Below are 17,169 nucleotides of genomic sequence, written 5' to 3'. Positions count from 1 at the left end.
ATTCCTTTATAAAATTTTACCAATGATAGTGTCTGATATTCTCACCGCGGTCAGCAATGTCTGCCATTGCCTCAATTCCCAGCTCGATGTGAATATCTGTATATTTCTTGAAGACTGACTTAGCAGACTTCTTCGTCTTAATACCATCTTTAGTCATTGGACAATCAGAGATTAAAAGTAATGCTCCGATATTTACCTTACTTACAAAGCACGAAACAAAAAGAGCGGCCGTTTCCATTTCAACAGCTAAAACTCTTTGCTCAATTAAGCGTTCCTTAAAGCGATCATCAAACTCCCAGAATCGATAATCTGTAGAGTGGATCGTTCCAGTACGGTAATCATGCCCATGTTCTAATAATATTTGAGAAACGAATTTTTGTACTTTAAATGTTGGAAGGGCAGGAACTTCCCTAGGAAGAAAGTGCTCAGTAACACCCTCTGCTCTAATCGAAGCAATTGGAAGTACAAAATCACCGACTTTAAGAGAAGGGTGAACAGCACCTGCAAGACCTAAGAATAGAACGGCCTTTGGATGGATAACTGAAATAAGTTCACCAATAAGAGCGGCCATTGCAGCACCTACACCAAATTCAATAATTGTAACTTTTGCCTTCTTAGAACTTGAAGCTTTAAAAGCTGAACCTTGCGTATAAACATGGTCATCAAGAAGAGCATTGAATCTTTCTACATAGTAGTGAAAATTCGTTAAAATAATTTGTTGTTGGAAGTCTTTAAAGTCATGACCCGTATAGCGTTCGATCATATCAATTGCGATCTTACGCTTGTCTTCATTCCAGTGAATACGACGTGCTCTAAGAGCAGCTTTTTTCATTTCTAGGTTAGCACCTAGCTCTGGAGTCTTGGCCTTATTATTTAGAGAAAGTTCATCAACAAATGCAGTTGATAAACTAGCCTTTGTAGGAGAACCTGTCTTACGTGAAGAAGTTTTCTTTACGGCTTTTTTCTTTGTTACTTTCTTTTTAGCAACTTTTTTAGATGATTTTTTTGTCGTTTTGCTCGCAGCTTTTTTCTTAGCTGCCACTTTTTTCTTTGCAGCGCACATTCCGTTATACCTTTTGATTAGCAATCCGTTTGCTTATATATGTAAAATGTACCATTTAGGTCATTTTATTGACAACCATTAATAACAAGTTCAGCACCGCGCATTCCTATAAAAATGACTTGGCCCTTGTCAAAATCGATATTTTTTTTTAGTATAACCAGACTATTTTCTAACACTACGCAAAAGGAAAGATTATGGGTGCAGGTAGAAAGAAAACTATTGCTAAAATGAGCAAGAAAAAAGCTCAACTTAAGAAAAAAGCAAGAATTTTACGCAGAATCAACGCTGCTAAGAAGTAATATAACTGGCGCATTAGCGTCAGTTACTTACTTCCTCTTCAATTGATTTTTCAACAGATTTTTCAATAGTCAAATTCACTTTATTCAAACGACCGCGGTATAAGCTCATGAGACTCATGTCCTTCATCCACACGTCATCTTCTAATCTCCAAGAACCTGTAATTCCAGCAACTTTCTTCGCATTAACCAGCGTTCTTTCAAGTTCATCGCGACTTGTAAAATCCCCCAACGATAACACATTAGCAGCAAGCGCCATCCCCTCAAAACCTAGAATTTCAACAACACCAGGTCGCTGCCCATAGCGTGACTGATAACTTGAAACGAAGCCAGAGTCCCCCTGAGGTACTTCTGAGTCCACAAAGAATAACTTCCCTAGCTTAGAAGTCTCTCTTGAGATTCTTCTTGATCGCCAATTTGGGCCACCTACTAAATTTACATTAAATGCATCGTAGTAGTTAAAAGATGGAATTAGTTGGAGGGCATCATTTGGAGCTGCAGGTAATAGAACCCAATCAAAGTCTACAATTGGCCCAAGTGTCTGCACACGTCTAATTGAAGTATTACCTTCTAATTTATGAACAGATTTTAGAAGTTCAAATTCTTCTTGTCTTTCGCGTGTAAAGTATAAACCTAGTATCTTAGCAACAGTTGATCTGTGGTCTGTCTGATTAGTATCAAATGATTGAATACTGACAATTTCTGCACCGGCTTTCTCGGCCATCTTCCAAGCAGAATCAACATATGAATAACCAGTATCTGTATTAGGATAAATAATTGATACTTTATTTCCAAATTTTGAAAGATATTTCTCAGAAAATAATAATGATACTTGAGACTCAACTGAACCAGGTACTTCAATTAGTAAGTGTCCTTTATCATCCTTACTTGTATAGATTTGTGATAGAGAAATAAAGAATGCACCATACTTTCTAGCTGCTTCATATTGTGCCTTTGCTTCATCTTTTAACAGCCCACCGATAATAATTGAAGAATTCTCTCTTTCAATCATTTCACGAACTTTTTCTTTTCCGACAATAGCACTTCCCATACTATCAAAGATTTTAATCTGAATTGGTTGAAAGTTCGGCTTCGTTGAATTCTGTTCATTATATTTGCGAACAGCGTGATCAATACCAGCAAGTGCCCTCTTCCCAAACTTACTCTTGTCACCTGTAAGTGGAAGAACAACACCAATTGAGCGAAGGTTAATTTTGCTGTACTTCTTTAAATTTTCAAAACGTGCTGTAACTAAGCCAATAACCTCAGGGTACATATTATATTGAGACTTAACCCAATCACCTACTTCTTGTGCCTTACCTTTATTTCCCTGATTAATTAATTGCTCAATTTCTAAGTACGAAAGATAGGCACAAACAAAGTCCTTCCCCTCTTTAAAGTCTTGCACTATTCGTACACGTTCCGCTTGATCAACAATGAAGTACTGAGTAACAAGTTGCCCATAGAACTTCTTCTCTTTTAATTCATCAACCGTATTAGCACCAGAGTTTAACCAAAGTAATGAATCTAGTGCAACCGCTTGAAAATCTAGTTCTTTCGAAACACGGTAGCGTAATTTATGAAAATTTTCTAAGTCGCGATTTAGAAGCCATCTTGAATCCGTTCCATCAAGAGTCTTAAAAGTATTCTCTAGATCACCAAGCTTATAATAACTACTCGCAAGATTAAGCTTAATCTGAGCATTAAGCTGGCCATCTTCACCTGAGCTATTCAAAGCTAGATTAAATTGAAAGATAGCTTGTTCGTAGTTTTGGTTTGAGTAATTGATAACACCAATTAAATTTGTCTTAGTAGCAAGTTCAGCTGGTCTCAACTTAGCATCTTGAATTGCATTAAGTTGACCTAGTGCTAATTCCTTATTTCCATCAACGAAGCTCTTCTTCGCAACATCAAAATCTTTTAAGAATTTTTCAGTATAAAGATGTGAAGTGTCTCGGTTGATCATTTGGATACCACCGCAACTCACAAGAAGTGTGATTAAAATTAGAGAAATATACTTAAACATAGTCGACCTTTTTTAATTTTGTATGGTCTATTTTATTTGAAATATAGATAGATGAAAACAGGAGAAATATTAGGATTTTATAAACATAGGAGACTAATTCACTCAGTCTCCCATGAATATATTGAATTAACTAAATAATTCTTTAACTTTATCGATGAAGCCAGTGCTCATTGGATGACACTGCTTTCCTTCTAGTTTAGCAAGTTGCTCAAGTAACTCCTTGTGCTCCTTAGAAAGCTTAGTCGGTGTCTCAACATGAACAGTAAGAATTGCATCACCTGTGCCATAGCCGCCAAGCTTTTGAATTCCTTTCCCCTTAAGTCTCATTTTCTTACCAGATTGGGTACCAGGAGGAAGATCAACAACAACTTTACCATCAAGAGTTGGAACTTCTACCTCAGCACCAAGGGCCGCCTGTGAGAAGCTAATTGGTACAGTGTAGAGAACGTTGAAGCCTTCACGCTGAAAGATTTCGTGCTCTTTAACATCCACAACAATATAAAGGTCACCATTAGGTCCACCTTGTGCTCCAGCATCACCTTCACCAGAAAGTTTTAGACGCTGACCATGGTCGATACCTGCAGGGATAGTCACTTCTAGTTCAACTTTTTTCTTCTTACGTCCTTGCCCATGACATGTTCCACAAGGATCTTTGATCATTGTTCCTGAACCCTGACATTTCGGACAAGTCGAAGCAACTGTAAAAAAACCTTGTTGGCGACGAACTTCACCAGCTCCGTGACACATATCACATGTAGTTGGTTCTGATCCCGCTTTCGCACCTGAGCCCGAACAAGTTTCACAAGTTGTTTCTTTATTAATTGAAACTTTCTTTTTAGCACCAAATGCTGCTTCTTCAAATGAAACACTAACTGTCATTTGAAGATCATTACCTGGAACACCTGTACGACGTCTTCCACGACGGCCACGGCCACCACCGCCCATCATGTCACCAAAGATATCTCCAAAGATATCACCTAGATCGCCGAAGTCTCCAAATCCACCTTGGAAGCCACCGCCACCAAAGCCACCAGCTTGGCCATTTACACCAGCGTGTCCAAATTGGTCATAGCGCTGACGTTTTCCATCATCTAGTAAAACCTCTGCAGCTTCAGAAGCTTCTTTAAACTTTGCCTCAGCTTCTTTATTATCAGGGTTACGGTCAGGGTGATACTTCATGGCCATCTTGCGATAAGCCTTCTTGATCTCAGCTTTATCAGCACCTTTTGCGACGCCTAGAATATCGTAATAATCTCTTTTATCACTCATATTTTTAATTCTCTATTAACGAACAAAGGGAGCACAGGGCTCCCTTCAATTCTATATTTCTAATTAAACTTCTTTAAAGTCAGCATCAACAACATCGTCGTCTTGCTTATTTGATCCTGCATTTGCACCTGCATCTGCTTCTGGACCAGCTTGCTGAGCACCAGCTTCAGCACCTGGTTGTTGATACATTTGCTGAGCGATTGCATGTGAAGCGTTCGTTAGAGCTTCTTGAGCTGCTTTTAACTCATCAAGATTCTCAGACTGAAGCTTACCTTTAGCTTCGTTGATTGCTGCTTCTAATTTAGACTTATCGTCTTCAGAGATTTTATCAGCACTGTCTTTAATCATTTTTTCACAGCTTAGGATAAGTGCATCTAGATTATTTCTAGTATCTACGATCTCACGTGCTTTCTTATCTGCTTCTTTGTTAACTTCTGCTTCTTGTACCATTCTTTCGATTTCTTCATCTGAAAGACCTGAACCAGCAGTGATCTTAATTTCTTGAGATTTACCAGTTGCTTTGTCTACAGCAGAAACGTGTACGATACCGTTAGCATCAATATCAAAAGTTACTTCGATTTGTGGAACACCTCTTGGAGCTGGTGCAATACCACTTAGATCGAAACGTCCTAGTGACTTATTATCTTTAGCAAACTCACGCTCACCTTGGCATACGTGAATTGTAACAGCTGGTTGGTTATCAACAGCTGTTGAGAAAGTTTGCGACTTCTTCGATGGAATAGTCGTGTTCTTCTCAATTAGTGGAGTCATAACACCACCTAGAGTTTCGATCCCTAGAGTTAGTGGAGTTACGTCTAGAAGAAGTACGTCTTTTACATCACCAGCTAGAACACCACCTTGGATTGCAGCACCTGCAGCTACAACTTCGTCAGGGTTAACACCTTTAGAAGCTTCTTTACCAAAGATTTCTTTTACTCTTTCTTGAACAGCTGGGATACGAGTTGAACCACCAACAAGAATTACCTCATCGATTTCGCTCTTCTCAAGACCAGAGTCTTCAAGACAAGTTAAACATGGTTTAGCAAGAGCAGTTAAGTGATCACCGATTAGAGATTCAAACTTAGCTCTTGAAAGGTTTACGTTTAAGTGTTTTGGACCTGAGGCATCTGCAGTGATGAATGGAAGGTTAACATCTGTCGAGTTAACATTCGATAGCTCATGCTTAGCTTTTTCAGCAGCTTCTTTAAGTCTTTGAAGTGCCATTTGGTCTTTTCTTAAGTCGATTCCGTCTGACTTTAGGAACTCTTCTGCAAGGAAGTTAATGATTTTTTCATCAAAGTTCTCACCACCAAGGAATGTATCACCGTTAGTTGCTTTTACTTCGAATACACCGTCTGAAGTGATCTCAAGAATTGAGATATCAAAAGTACCACCACCAAGGTCAAATACTGCAATGTTTTTATCTTGCTTAGATTCTAGTCCGTAAGCAAGTGCCGCAGCAGTTGGCTCATTGATAATTCTTTTTACTTCAAGACCTGCAATCTTACCTGCATCTTTAGTTGCTTGTCTTTGAGAGTCATTAAAATATGCTGGAACTGTAATTACAGCTTCAGTAACTGTTTCACCTAAGTAATCTTCTGCCGCTTTCTTAAGCTTTTGAAGAACTTTTGCAGAGATTTCTTGAGGAGACATTGCCTTCCCATCAACCTTTACCCATGCATCACCATTGTCATTTGCGAAAATTTCAAATGGAGCAACCTCAGCAAATGACTTTGCTTCTGGTGTATTAAATTTACGACCAATAAGTCTCTTGATCCCATAAAGTGTTTTTGAAGGATTCGTTACAGCTTGTCTTTTTGCAACTTGACCTACAAGAGTTTCACCGTTGTTAGCGAAACCAATAACAGATGGAGTTGTATTGTGTCCTTCTGCGTTTGCTACGATTTTGTACTTACCGTTTTCAAGAACGGCAACACATGAATTAGTTGTACCTAAGTCGATTCCAATAATTTTTCCCATTATAATCTCCTTTATATAATTAGTTTTTTGCTACTACTACTTTTGCTGCTCTAATCACTCTACCGTTTAGTGAGTAACCGTTTTGATATGTTTGTATGATCTCTTGATCTTCTTTTCCTTCTGCTGGCATCTGGGCCATTGCTTCATGGAAATGAGGATCAAAAATCTTACCTTCTGTTTCAATTTTTTCTAAACCATTCGTCTTAAGTGTTTCAAGGAACTGGTTTTTAACCATATCTACACCAGTGTAAATATTTTTAACCTTATCATCTTCATCACTTTCAATCGCCTGAAGAGTTCTTTCTAAGTTATCAACAACATCTAGAAGTCCCATCATCACCTTTTCAGTCCCAAATTTAATTTGATCTTGAAGTTGTTTTTCATGGCGTCTTTTAAGATTTTCCATCTCAGCTGCTACATAATAGAATTTATCTTTAAATTCCATTAACTCTTTCATTTCTTCTGAAACTTCATTTTCAGCTTCTGTATCTTCTACTTGAGAAGTTTCCTGAGTTTCTTCATTAGTTTCAGGCCCTAGTTCTTTTTCATTTTCTTCATTAACTTGAGTTTCAGACATTTCAACTACCTCTTTAAATTTATCTCTAACCTAAAGATGGTATTCTTTGGCCCAGTGTCAACGTTGCGCAATGACTTTTTTTTGAATTACTTTACAACTAGCTGAAATTACTTGGATATTTTAAATATTTCATCAATAATTGAGTCTAGGATAAGAAAGCCGCGGGACGTTAAATAGAAATGATCACGTCCGGCCATGGCCAGTCCACGAGATTTTAGTGATTGAACGAGCTCACTAAGATCACCCCAGTAAGAATCTTTAACAGGAAAGCCAACACTAGAACGTAAATTCATATAAAGTCGCTCTATTTGAAATTCGTCTTCGTTAAGATTCTCTTCGACAACTTCGGCACCTTTGGTTTTCCACTTATAGCGATAACGATTATTTTTAATATAGCCAGTAGCAGAAGGGCCAATCGCTGCAACAGATTCCATCTTCCAGTAATTTAAATTATGAATAGATGCCTTACCTGCCTTTGCAAAATTTGAAACTTCGTAATGTTTGAAACCATTGATAGATAGGAAGTTAGCGACTTTAATATATTCATCACTTATCCACTCTTCGTCTGGCAATTCGTCGTAATGTTTATAGTGCTTTGGTACAGTAAGAATATAAAGACTTATGTGGCTTGGGTTATATGTAAGAATTTCAGTTAACTCAGCTATAATATCGCGGTTATATTTTTCAGAAAATGGTAAGCCAATCATGAAGTCCACAGAGAAATTATAATTTCCTTTATTAAAATATTTTAATGTTTCATGGACATCATCAATATTGTGGACGCGATCAATAATTTTTAAAAAGTTAGAGTTTAGAGATTGAACCCCTAAAGAATAGCGATTCGCTCCGATACTTCTCCAACTACTCAAAGTCTCTTCTGTCCATGCCCCAGGATTTACCTCAAGAGTAAATTCACAATCCTCTTTCAAACAAATCTTATTGTCAGACAACCAGTCTCTTAAGAAGTAGGCTCCACGACTTCCCCATAAACTTGGTGTTCCTCCACCAATATAAAGAGACTCTAACTCTTTAAGAGTAGCACCATGACTAGCTAGAATTGACTTATGCTTTGTAGACATATCTGCAAAGAGTCTTTCGAAATCATCGAGTTGCCCATCATTCTCTTTAATTGACTTAAAAAAGTCACAATAATTACAGAGGTGACGACAGAACGGGAAATGTATATATAACGACTTTATTTCTTCCATATTATTTTTTTGTAACCCAGACTATAATTAACAAATACCTAAAATTAAAAGGCAATGTAAATGAAATATGAAATAGAAAAGTTAAATAATGGTTTGGAAGTCATTTTTGTTGATGTTCCTGGAAATACAAGTGCATCTGTACAAATTTGGTTTCGAGCAGGATCAACTCTTGAAGATGAATCAAATTTTGGTATCGCTCACTTCCTAGAACATATGTTTTTCAAGGGAACACAAAAAAGACCAGGAGCTAAAATTGCTCACGATGTTGAGTCATTTGGTGGCGAAGTAAATGCCTTCACTTCTTTTGACTACACTTGCTACTATATTAACTCGCCTATTGCTTACTTTAATACATCAATTGATATCATCATGGATATGGTTTCTAATCCAATGTTCAATCAAGAAGATCTCATTCCTGAAAGAGAAGTAGTTTTCGAAGAGTATCGTCGTAGCCAAGATAATCCTGGCCAATTTTCTTTCCAAAGAATTCAAGAAATGTCTTTTAACGGTGGCTATGCGCACCCAATTCTTGGAAATGAACAAACAATTAAAAACTTCACTCAAAAGCAGTTAATTGATTTTAGAAATAACCACTACAATAATGCTAACGCATTTTTAGTTGTCGCTGGAGACTTAAAAAATAAAAAGAAATATATTAAAACAATTGAAGGTTACGAGCTTCCAAAAGGTAAGCGTTCAGAGAGGCCATCTTTTTCACTCCATAAAAAGTCTACAATTGAAATACATAAGAAAGACGTTCGCATGTGCCAACTAACAATGGCCATTGAATGTCCTCCAATGAAGTCTGATGGTGCTGCTGGAGAAGATCTCGCATACAATGCCCTTGGATACGGTGAGACCTCGCCACTATATAAGAACCTTGTTTTAAATAATACTATTGCCAATAACTGTACTTCTTCTTCAATGTTCTTCGCAGATGGTGGAATTCATTTTTTAAGAATCAACTTCCCAAAAGAGAATTACCAAAAAGTTATGCACGAACTAGAGAAGACAATCTCAGAAGCTACATCTGTTGGCCTTAAAGAAAATGATATCAAAAAAATAAAGAATCAATATGTAGCAGCTAAGATTTATGAGAAAGAATCACTAGAGTCCTACGCCTTTTCACTGGGGAGTAGTTATGCTGGAGCAAAAGATCTTGAAATCGAGCAAGAGTTTATTAACAAAATTAAAAAGACTAGCCTGAAAGAAGTTAATAAAAAATACTCAGATATTTTTGGTCGATCGCTTCACTTAAGTCTACAAATTCCAAACGACCTTAAGCCACAAGACTTCAAACCAAAGTTAGTGGAGTTTAAGAATAAAATTACTAAGCTTAAAAAGAACAAAAAAGAACAAGTGATTAAAGCAACAAAATCGAAGCATGATCCGGCAACTCAAATTGTTGAAATCAAGCCAGGAATCAAACTCCTATATCGCTATAATGCTATTACACCGACATTTGTAATGCACGCATACCTAAAAGGTGGGCTTGTTGATGAGTCAACTAAAACAAATGGTATCTATAGTCTTATGAGCTCTCAACTAACAAAGGGTTACAAAGGCCTAAGCTATGAAAAGCTGAAGCTAGACCTCGATAATAAGTCCACAATGTTTAATAGCTTTTCAGGTAAGAACGCTTACGGAATGACAATGCACGGTCAAAGTGAATACTTTTCTGACCTCTCCAAACATTTTTTTAAGTCACTTATTCATCCAACATTTCAAGCAAAGTTCATAGCTCATGAGAAGAAGTTAATCTTTAGAACTATTGAGGCAAATAAGTCAGACCCAACAAGGCACTGCTTTAATGAAGCAACGAACTTACTATTTAAAGGTCACCCTTATGCCCTTTCAACTATTGGTACTGAGAAATCTGTTAAAGCTTTAAAGAAGGAAGATCTTGCAAAACTTCATGAAAAGAACTTAAAAACAAAAGAAATGCTTATTACTTTTTGTGGAGACCTTTCACTAGATGAAGTAAAAGAAAAAGTTGAGTTCTACTTTGAAGGGATAAAGCCAAGAAAAGGAAAGAAGAGGGAAGCGAAGAAAGTTATTCCTATTAAGACAGTTGAAAAACATATTGATTTTGATCGTGAACAAACTCAAATTCTAATTGCAACTCAAACAAAAAAACTTACGGCCAAGGAAAACGTTGTCTTTAAAATGTTAACAACTCACCTATCTGGCCAGTCTTCGGAACTCTTTGTTGATGTTAGAGATCGTAAAGGACTTTGCTATGTTGCACAGCCAATTCATATGAATGCTCTTGAAGCTGGGTACTGGGGAATTTACATGGCCAGCGGTCATGATAAAACAGTTGAAGCAATCAATGCTATCAATACCATTTTATCTAAGCTTCAAAAAGAAGGTCTTTCTAAATCTGACTTTGATCGCATAAAGATGATGATTGATGGACAAAATCAGCTTAACCTACAAGTAAATGATGACTACGCAAATGTCTACTCTGTCCCGGCCCTTCACGGCCTTGGTGTAGATTACTTCTACAAATCAAATGAAGAAATTAGAAACTTTAAATATGAAGACTTTCAAAAAATCATCAAGAAAGTTTTAAAGCAAAATTGGATAACAATTACAGTTGGAAAAACTATAGATAATAGTATTCCATCTACGATACATCCTTAGTGAAGAGCAAGTATTGTTCTTCATTTAAGCGGCAATCGCTTTGCAGTAAACTCATTAAGTTTGTAATGTCATAAAACTGCGAAGCGAGCTCCTTAAAGAAACCATTAAAGTCATAAAATGTATGCTGATAGCAATCAAGTTTTTGATATGCAGTTTTCCCAATTTCACAGTAGTATCCCAAATCAATAATCTTCTCATTAACTGAATTAGAAAAATATCCACATAGAAATAATGCTGTGTCTGCAATATCACGTAACTCTCTTTTCTTTTCTCTTTCACTTAAGTGCTCGGCCTGTAAGAGTTTTATCCCAAGTGTCTTCTCTTTTAACCTTCCGTCTTTTTGTTCTTCAAAATAATGTTGAGAAAGTCCGAACTTATCCATTACTAAGGAAGAGTAAAAAATAGATAACTGAGGTAAAGGATTTTGCCTTTTAAGATTTATACGATGCAGTTCATCATAGAAATATGCCTGCAGTGAAGGTTCAAGAGAAATGTTGGTCGTATGCTTTTTCACAATCTCCTCCGTGTCTATAAATTATAACTTAATCTCATGACGCAAAACAACAACGAAACAAATTCCTAGTTTTTTATGGTATAAAGTTGGAATGAATTCGATCGGAAAAAAGCTTAATAATTTCAGTATATTAGATAGTGCTGTTATTGATGAAATTTTGGCCATTGCAAAAACAAGACCTTATATCTTTTTTGATATGGATGGAACAATCCTAAATAGTGAGCCTCTTCATTATGAAGTTGTTAAATCTCTGTGTAATGGAAAGAAAATTCCAACAATGGAAGATACCTATGGCATGTCTGATGGCGAGGTTTTCCCGATGATCAAAGAAGCATTGAGCCTCAATAGTTTGGAAGAATATCTCGTAAAGAAAAATGAGGCTTTAGTCGAACTCATTGGCCAGTCCGACGCAAGTAATATAAGACATAGAAATATTCACGAACTGCTAAATCGCCTAAGAGATAGTGGTAGTCGACTTGCGCTTGTGACTGCAAGTCAATATGAAGTGACTCATCCAATATTAAAGCATTGTGAGTTAAATGGTTACTTTGAAAAAATTATTACAGAAAGAGAAGTAGATTATACAAAGCCTAATCCTGCACCATATTTATTGGCCCAGGATTTTTTTAAAGCTCAAACACATGAATGTCTAATTTTTGAAGACTCACCTACAGGAATCGAAGCTGCCCAAAGAGCTGGTATTGATCACGTTGTAGTAAAATGGTTTGAAGGAGAATAAATGAGTAAGTTAGATACTTGGAAAGAACTAGCAGAAAAAGAATCAAGAGGAAAAGGGATTAAAGTAACTCAAACTCCAGAAGGAATTGAGATGAAGGCCCTTTATACAAAAGCAGATATTGAAAATAATGACCTAACAGACACTATGCCTGGAATGGACCCATTTATCAGAGGACCAAGAGCAACGATGTACACAGGTCGTCCGTGGACAATTCGTCAATACGCTGGATTTTCAACTGCTAAAGAATCAAATGACTTTTACAAGAAAGCACTCGCTGCTGGTGGACAAGGTGTCTCTGTCGCCTTCGACCTTGCAACACACAGAGGTTACGATTCAGATCACCCTCGAGTAAAAGGTGATGTTGGGAAAGCTGGTGTTGCTATCGATACAGTTGAGGATATGAAAGTTCTATTCGATGGAATTCCATTAGATAAAGTCTCTGTTTCGATGACAATGAACGGGGCCGTTCTTCCGGTACTAGCAGGATATATTGTTGCTGCAAAAGAGCAAGGTGTATCACTAGATCAACTTTCAGGAACTATCCAAAACGATATTCTAAAAGAGTTTATGGTAAGAAATACTTATATCTTTCCTCCGGCTCCTTCGATGAAAGTTATCGCAGATATTTTTGAATATACTTCGAATAATATGCCAAAGTTTAATTCAATCTCGATTTCGGGATACCATATTCAAGAAGCTGGTGCAGACGCTGCTCTAGAGCTTGCCTACACACTTGCAGATGGAAAAGAGTATATCGACACTGCAATCAAAGCAGGGATGCAGATCGACCAATTTGCTCCAAGACTTTCATTCTTCTTTGGTATTGGAATGAACTTCTATATGGAAATTGCGAAGCTTCGCGCTGCAAGACTTCTATGGTCTGAAATAGTTGAAGAGTATGAACCAAAGAATATTAAATCAAAGATGTTACGTACTCACTGTCAGACTTCAGGTTGGTCACTAACAGAGCAAGATCCATACAACAATATTATACGTACAACAATTGAAGCAATGGCCGCAGTATTCGGTGGAACTCAATCACTTCACACAAACTCTTTTGATGAAGCAATTGCCCTTCCTACAGAATTCTCAGCTCGTATTGCAAGAAATACTCAAATCATCCTTCAAGAAGAAACTGGTATTACTAATACTGTTGATCCATGGGGTGGTTCATACATGATGGAAACTCTAACGAAAGAGATTGCAGACAAAGCACGTGGTCTTATTAAGGAAATTCAAGAAGCTGGTGGCATGGCCAAGGCAATCGAAACAGGACTTCCTAAACTTAAGATTGAAGAATCTGCTGCCCTAAAGCAAGCACGTATTGATCGCGGTGAAGATGTAATTGTAGGTGTTAACAAATACAAGCCAACAAAAGAAGATCATGTAGAGGTTCTTGAGATCGATAATGTTCAAGTCCTTAATGAACAAATTAAGAGACTTGAAGAAATTCGTGAATCCCGTGACGAAGCAAAAGTTAGCGAGTGTATGGCCAAGCTTGAATACTACGCTAAAACTGGAAATGGTAACGGACTAGAGCTAGCTGTAGAGGCAATGGAAGCACGTTGTAGTGTTGGTGAAATCACTTACGCACTCGAAAAAGAGTGGGGACGCTACAATGCAAACACTAAAACTGTTTCAGGTGTTTACGGTAAATCATTTGAAAGTGATGAGGAATGGATGAGCATTAAGAATGAAATTGACCAATTCGAGAAAGATTTCGGACGTCGCCCGAGAATCTTAGTTGCAAAAATGGGACAAGATGGACATGACCGAGGAGCAAAAGTTGTCGCAACAGCTTATGCCGATGTAGGTTTTGATGTTGACCTTTCTCCACTCTTCTCAACTCCAGAAGAAGTCGCAAAACAAGCAGTAGAAAATGATGTACATGTCGTTGGAGCATCTTCACTTGCTGCCGGACACAAGACTCTTATTCCAGAACTAATTGCAGAGCTTAAAAAACTTGATGCTGAAGATATCATCGTTGTTGCTGGAGGAGTAATCCCTAGAAAAGACTACGACTTCTTATATGAAGCTGGTGTTAAAGGTATCTACGGGCCAGGAACGACAATTGCTGAAGCCGCAAAAGATGTAATTACTAAAATCAAAGAGGCCCAAAAGTAATGCAAATAGATATCCAGAAATTAAAAAGTGGAAATATTAGATCTCTTTCTAAATTCATCACTTTAATCGAAAGTAAGAAGAGCGAGCATCAAAAAGAAGCTCAGACGCTCTTAAACGAAATTCTACCTTTAACAGGTAAGTCTATTCGTATCGGTATTTCTGGAACACCAGGGGTTGGTAAGTCGACATTTATCGAATCCCTGGGACTTCATTTAATTAATAAGGGACTAAAGGTTGCTGTCCTAGCAATTGATCCTAGCTCCCCACTAAGTGGTGGAAGCCTTCTTGGCGATAAGACTCGAATGGAGAAGCTTGCCCAAGAAAAAAATGCTTTTATTCGCCCAACTCCATCTTCTGGAAACCTAGGAGGAGTTGCACTAAAGACACGCGAAGTAATGCTAGCCTGTGAAGCTGCAGGATATGATGTTGTTCTTATTGAAACTGTTGGTGTTGGTCAATCTGAATACGACGTTGCAAATATTGTGGACTTATTCACAGTTCTTCTACTACCAGGTGGAGGAGATGAGCTTCAAGGGATAAAAAAGGGAATCATTGAACTCTGTGATAATATCGTTATTAATAAAGCAGATGGTGATAACAAACAAAAAGCTCACGATACAATGGTTCAATACAAGTCGGCCCTAGGCGTGATCAAAACAGAGCGAAAAATCGGTGCCAATGTCATGATGGCCTCGGCCCTAGAAAATAAAGGCGTAACTGAATATTGGGAGCTGATTGAAAAAATCTACCAAGAAAATCAAGAAAAGATTCAACTAAAGCGTAAAAGACAAAATCAAGACTGGCTTAAGAAGCTGTTTAATGAGCTACTTGAAAATAAGGTTAGAGCAAATCCATCTCTTCAATCAGAATGGACAAAATTAAATGACAATATACTAAATGAAGTTGAAACACCTCTAAGTGCTGCAAATAAATTAATTCATATTTTATTTAACAACTGAGCACTTCATTTTCTTAGTTAAGCTCTTAGGGCCTACAAGCTTTAACTCTCCTTCATTCCCTTTCAAAATAAAACGGAAACCAAGGTATCCCTCTGCTTTAAGAACTCCTGTATAATTAGGGCCAGTCTGCTTTACGGAAACATCATAAGTTGACTCTAAAATTTTAATGACTGCTTTGTTTTCATGAACATTGAACGAGTACCCACCACCTTGGCAACTTATATTTGTCGTATTTGCAAAAACAAATGATGTAATAAGAAAAATAACAAATAAATAAATTAACTTCATTCAATCTCCTAGATCGAAATATAGAATTTCCCATCTTCATAAGTAACATTACTTCCTACGATAGCATTCTTAATAATCTTTTCAATTAACCAAATCCACTTAACTTTGATAAAACCAAATGGAACAACGACATCTGTTACATCCATAATAATTTGAGAATCTTTTTCATTAAAAGAAACACTCGCAGTTAAATCTACATCAAAATTCTTTTTTAAAAGAACATTCTTATATGCATGCGCCTTAACTTTAGCGATACCATTAGTAATTTTAATTGAAATATCTGAAAGGTTTGATTTATCTAAACTTAGATTTGCTAAAGGCCTATAAGTATCTATTTCTAAATTCTTATAACGATTCGAAACTGTTTGCCTAGAAACGATACGTCCACGAGGGTCCCTAACGATCTTAATATCTTCACTCGTTTTTAGCTTATCAATTTCTATAGAACCATCAATTAAGCACTCTTTAATCATTGAAGGTATATCTAATAAGTCTGATTGAATTAACTTTTGGCATTTTACGTCAAGATCCTTTACTGTGACAGACTTCTTCGTATCGATAAATTGAAAAACATCTGAATGAAAATTCAATCTTTCACTTTTCACGTTTAATGTATCGATATCAAAATAAAATTTTGTTTTCTCTTTTGAATTAGAAACCAAAATCTTTGGAACATTCAAAGCTGCAGTGTTTTCACAACCACTCATTAGAGAATCAGAATCGATTTCAACAAGGTCCTCGTCCTTTTCACATTTAAGATCAACAGATTTTGCTTGTACATCATATTGCTTGTAATCCATAACAAGTAGTGGTGAAGCAATTTGTAAAAATCTGGCCGCTTGCAATTGCATCGTACCAATATCACCACTCGCCGCAAACGTGGCCCCATCTTCTAACTTCTTCTTAAAAACAAAATTCACAGGATTTTCATGCGACTTAGGCGTTATATTAAGCTCTGTCATACAGCCCTTAATAATCCCATCTCCAGTGGCCATATCGTATTCAGGATCATTTGTTGTACAGAAAACAAAGAAGTTATTTGCCTTTAGTTCAAGCCCTTCTCTGTCCATATAAAAGCTAGAACCATTTATATTGAAATAGGTAGCATTAATCGCCGTTTCAGCATTTTTAATTATTAATTTATCGAGTGTATTTAAAAAAGTATTACCACTCATATCAAATTGAGCAGTCATCATTCCATTATCAAGTTTTAGCTGATTATTTTTAAAGTAAACCTCTGCACTTGATTTGCTCTTATTTCGGTCTGAGATATTAAATGAAAGACTATCACGAGAAATAATAGCACTTTCGTACTCCATGTAGCCTAGTCTTCCAAAGATATCATCTTGCTTAGAAACATTAAGATCATGAACCTTAACTTCGATAAAGTTATTGGCCATGGCCAAATAAGGCAGAAAAGATAGGAGGAGTATTTTCTTCTTTAACATAGATTGTAATATAGAAGAAAAAGACACCAAGA

Annotated in this window: 13 protein-coding genes; 4 read left to right on the top strand and 9 right to left on the bottom strand. The window is 36.9% G+C overall.

What is annotated here, in order from left to right:
* Nucleotides 1-16: 16 nt before the first annotated feature.
* From ABMA76_RS08640 to ABMA76_RS08615, 6 genes are all read right to left on the bottom strand, one after another.
* Nucleotides 17-1,063 carry an AMP nucleosidase gene (locus tag ABMA76_RS08640; RefSeq protein ID WP_392909705.1) on the bottom strand — a complete coding sequence of 349 codons (1,047 nt, stop codon included), beginning with the start codon at nucleotides 1,061-1,063 and terminating at the stop codon, nucleotides 17-19.
* Between the two features lie 318 nt (nucleotides 1,064-1,381).
* Entirely contained in the window at nucleotides 1,382-3,385 is a 2,004-nt protein-coding gene (locus ABMA76_RS08635) for an ABC transporter substrate-binding protein (protein ID WP_392909703.1), read from the bottom strand.
* A 126-nt stretch (nucleotides 3,386-3,511) separates the two neighbouring features.
* Nucleotides 3,512-4,654: a molecular chaperone DnaJ gene (gene dnaJ / locus ABMA76_RS08630; protein WP_392909702.1), complete on the bottom strand. Its 1,143-nt coding sequence runs from the start codon at nucleotides 4,652-4,654 to the stop codon at nucleotides 3,512-3,514.
* 63 nt (nucleotides 4,655-4,717) lie between these two features.
* Nucleotides 4,718-6,634 (bottom strand): molecular chaperone DnaK, encoded by a 1,917-nt coding sequence (gene dnaK / locus ABMA76_RS08625; protein ID WP_392909701.1) that lies wholly within the window; start codon nucleotides 6,632-6,634, stop codon nucleotides 4,718-4,720.
* Nucleotides 6,635-6,653: 19 nt separating this feature from the next.
* A complete protein-coding gene (gene grpE / locus ABMA76_RS08620) occupies nucleotides 6,654-7,211 on the bottom strand; it encodes a nucleotide exchange factor GrpE (RefSeq protein ID WP_392909699.1) in 558 nt (185 codons plus the stop codon).
* Nucleotides 7,212-7,318: 107 nt separating this feature from the next.
* Nucleotides 7,319-8,419, bottom strand: a complete 1,101-nt coding sequence (locus tag ABMA76_RS08615) for a coproporphyrinogen-III oxidase family protein (RefSeq protein ID WP_393061372.1) — start codon at nucleotides 8,417-8,419, stop codon at nucleotides 7,319-7,321.
* Nucleotides 8,420-8,479: 60 nt separating this feature from the next.
* Here ABMA76_RS08615 and ABMA76_RS08610 point away from each other — a divergent pair, with 60 nt between their 5' ends.
* Nucleotides 8,480-11,065: a M16 family metallopeptidase gene (locus ABMA76_RS08610; RefSeq protein WP_393061370.1), complete on the top strand. Its 2,586-nt coding sequence runs from the start codon at nucleotides 8,480-8,482 to the stop codon at nucleotides 11,063-11,065.
* Here ABMA76_RS08610 and ABMA76_RS08605 read toward each other — a convergent pair.
* Entirely contained in the window at nucleotides 11,049-11,447 is a 399-nt protein-coding gene (locus tag ABMA76_RS08605) for a hypothetical protein (protein ID WP_392909695.1), read from the bottom strand. The genes ABMA76_RS08610 and ABMA76_RS08605 overlap by 17 nt on opposite strands.
* A gap of 223 nt (nucleotides 11,448-11,670) precedes the next feature.
* Between ABMA76_RS08605 and ABMA76_RS08600 the strand changes: the two genes are divergently transcribed.
* The 3 genes from ABMA76_RS08600 to meaB are packed head-to-tail and all read left to right on the top strand — an operon-like array spanning nucleotide 11,671 to nucleotide 15,401.
* A complete protein-coding gene (locus ABMA76_RS08600; RefSeq protein ID WP_392909694.1) occupies nucleotides 11,671-12,318 on the top strand; it encodes an HAD family hydrolase in 648 nt (215 codons plus the stop codon).
* Nucleotides 12,319-14,442 (top strand): methylmalonyl-CoA mutase, encoded by a 2,124-nt coding sequence (gene scpA, locus ABMA76_RS08595; protein ID WP_392857952.1) that lies wholly within the window; start codon nucleotides 12,319-12,321, stop codon nucleotides 14,440-14,442.
* Nucleotides 14,442-15,401 carry a methylmalonyl Co-A mutase-associated GTPase MeaB gene (gene meaB, locus ABMA76_RS08590; RefSeq protein WP_393061368.1) on the top strand — a complete coding sequence of 320 codons (960 nt, stop codon included), beginning with the start codon at nucleotides 14,442-14,444 and terminating at the stop codon, nucleotides 15,399-15,401. The genes scpA and meaB overlap by 1 nt, the downstream gene beginning before the upstream one ends.
* Here meaB and ABMA76_RS08585 read toward each other — a convergent pair.
* Together ABMA76_RS08585 and ABMA76_RS08580 are read right to left on the bottom strand one after the other, a co-directional pair.
* Nucleotides 15,387-15,689, bottom strand: coding sequence for a hypothetical protein (locus ABMA76_RS08585; protein ID WP_393061366.1), 303 nt, complete (start codon nucleotides 15,687-15,689; stop codon nucleotides 15,387-15,389). The genes meaB and ABMA76_RS08585 overlap by 15 nt on opposite strands.
* 8 nt (nucleotides 15,690-15,697) lie before the next feature.
* The gene (locus tag ABMA76_RS08580; protein ID WP_393061364.1) at nucleotides 15,698-17,137 is read right to left on the bottom strand and encodes a hypothetical protein; all 1,440 of its coding nucleotides are present in this window, start codon (nucleotides 17,135-17,137) and stop codon (nucleotides 15,698-15,700) included.
* Between the last annotated feature and the right edge of the window lie 32 nt (nucleotides 17,138-17,169).

Source organism: Halobacteriovorax sp. ZH5_bin.2 (assembly GCF_043196375.1).
Classification (GTDB): Bacteria; Bdellovibrionota; Bacteriovoracia; order Bacteriovoracales; family Bacteriovoracaceae; genus Halobacteriovorax_A.
The sequence above is the reverse complement of the archived record's forward strand: the minus strand, read 5'-3'. Positions and strand labels throughout refer to the sequence as shown.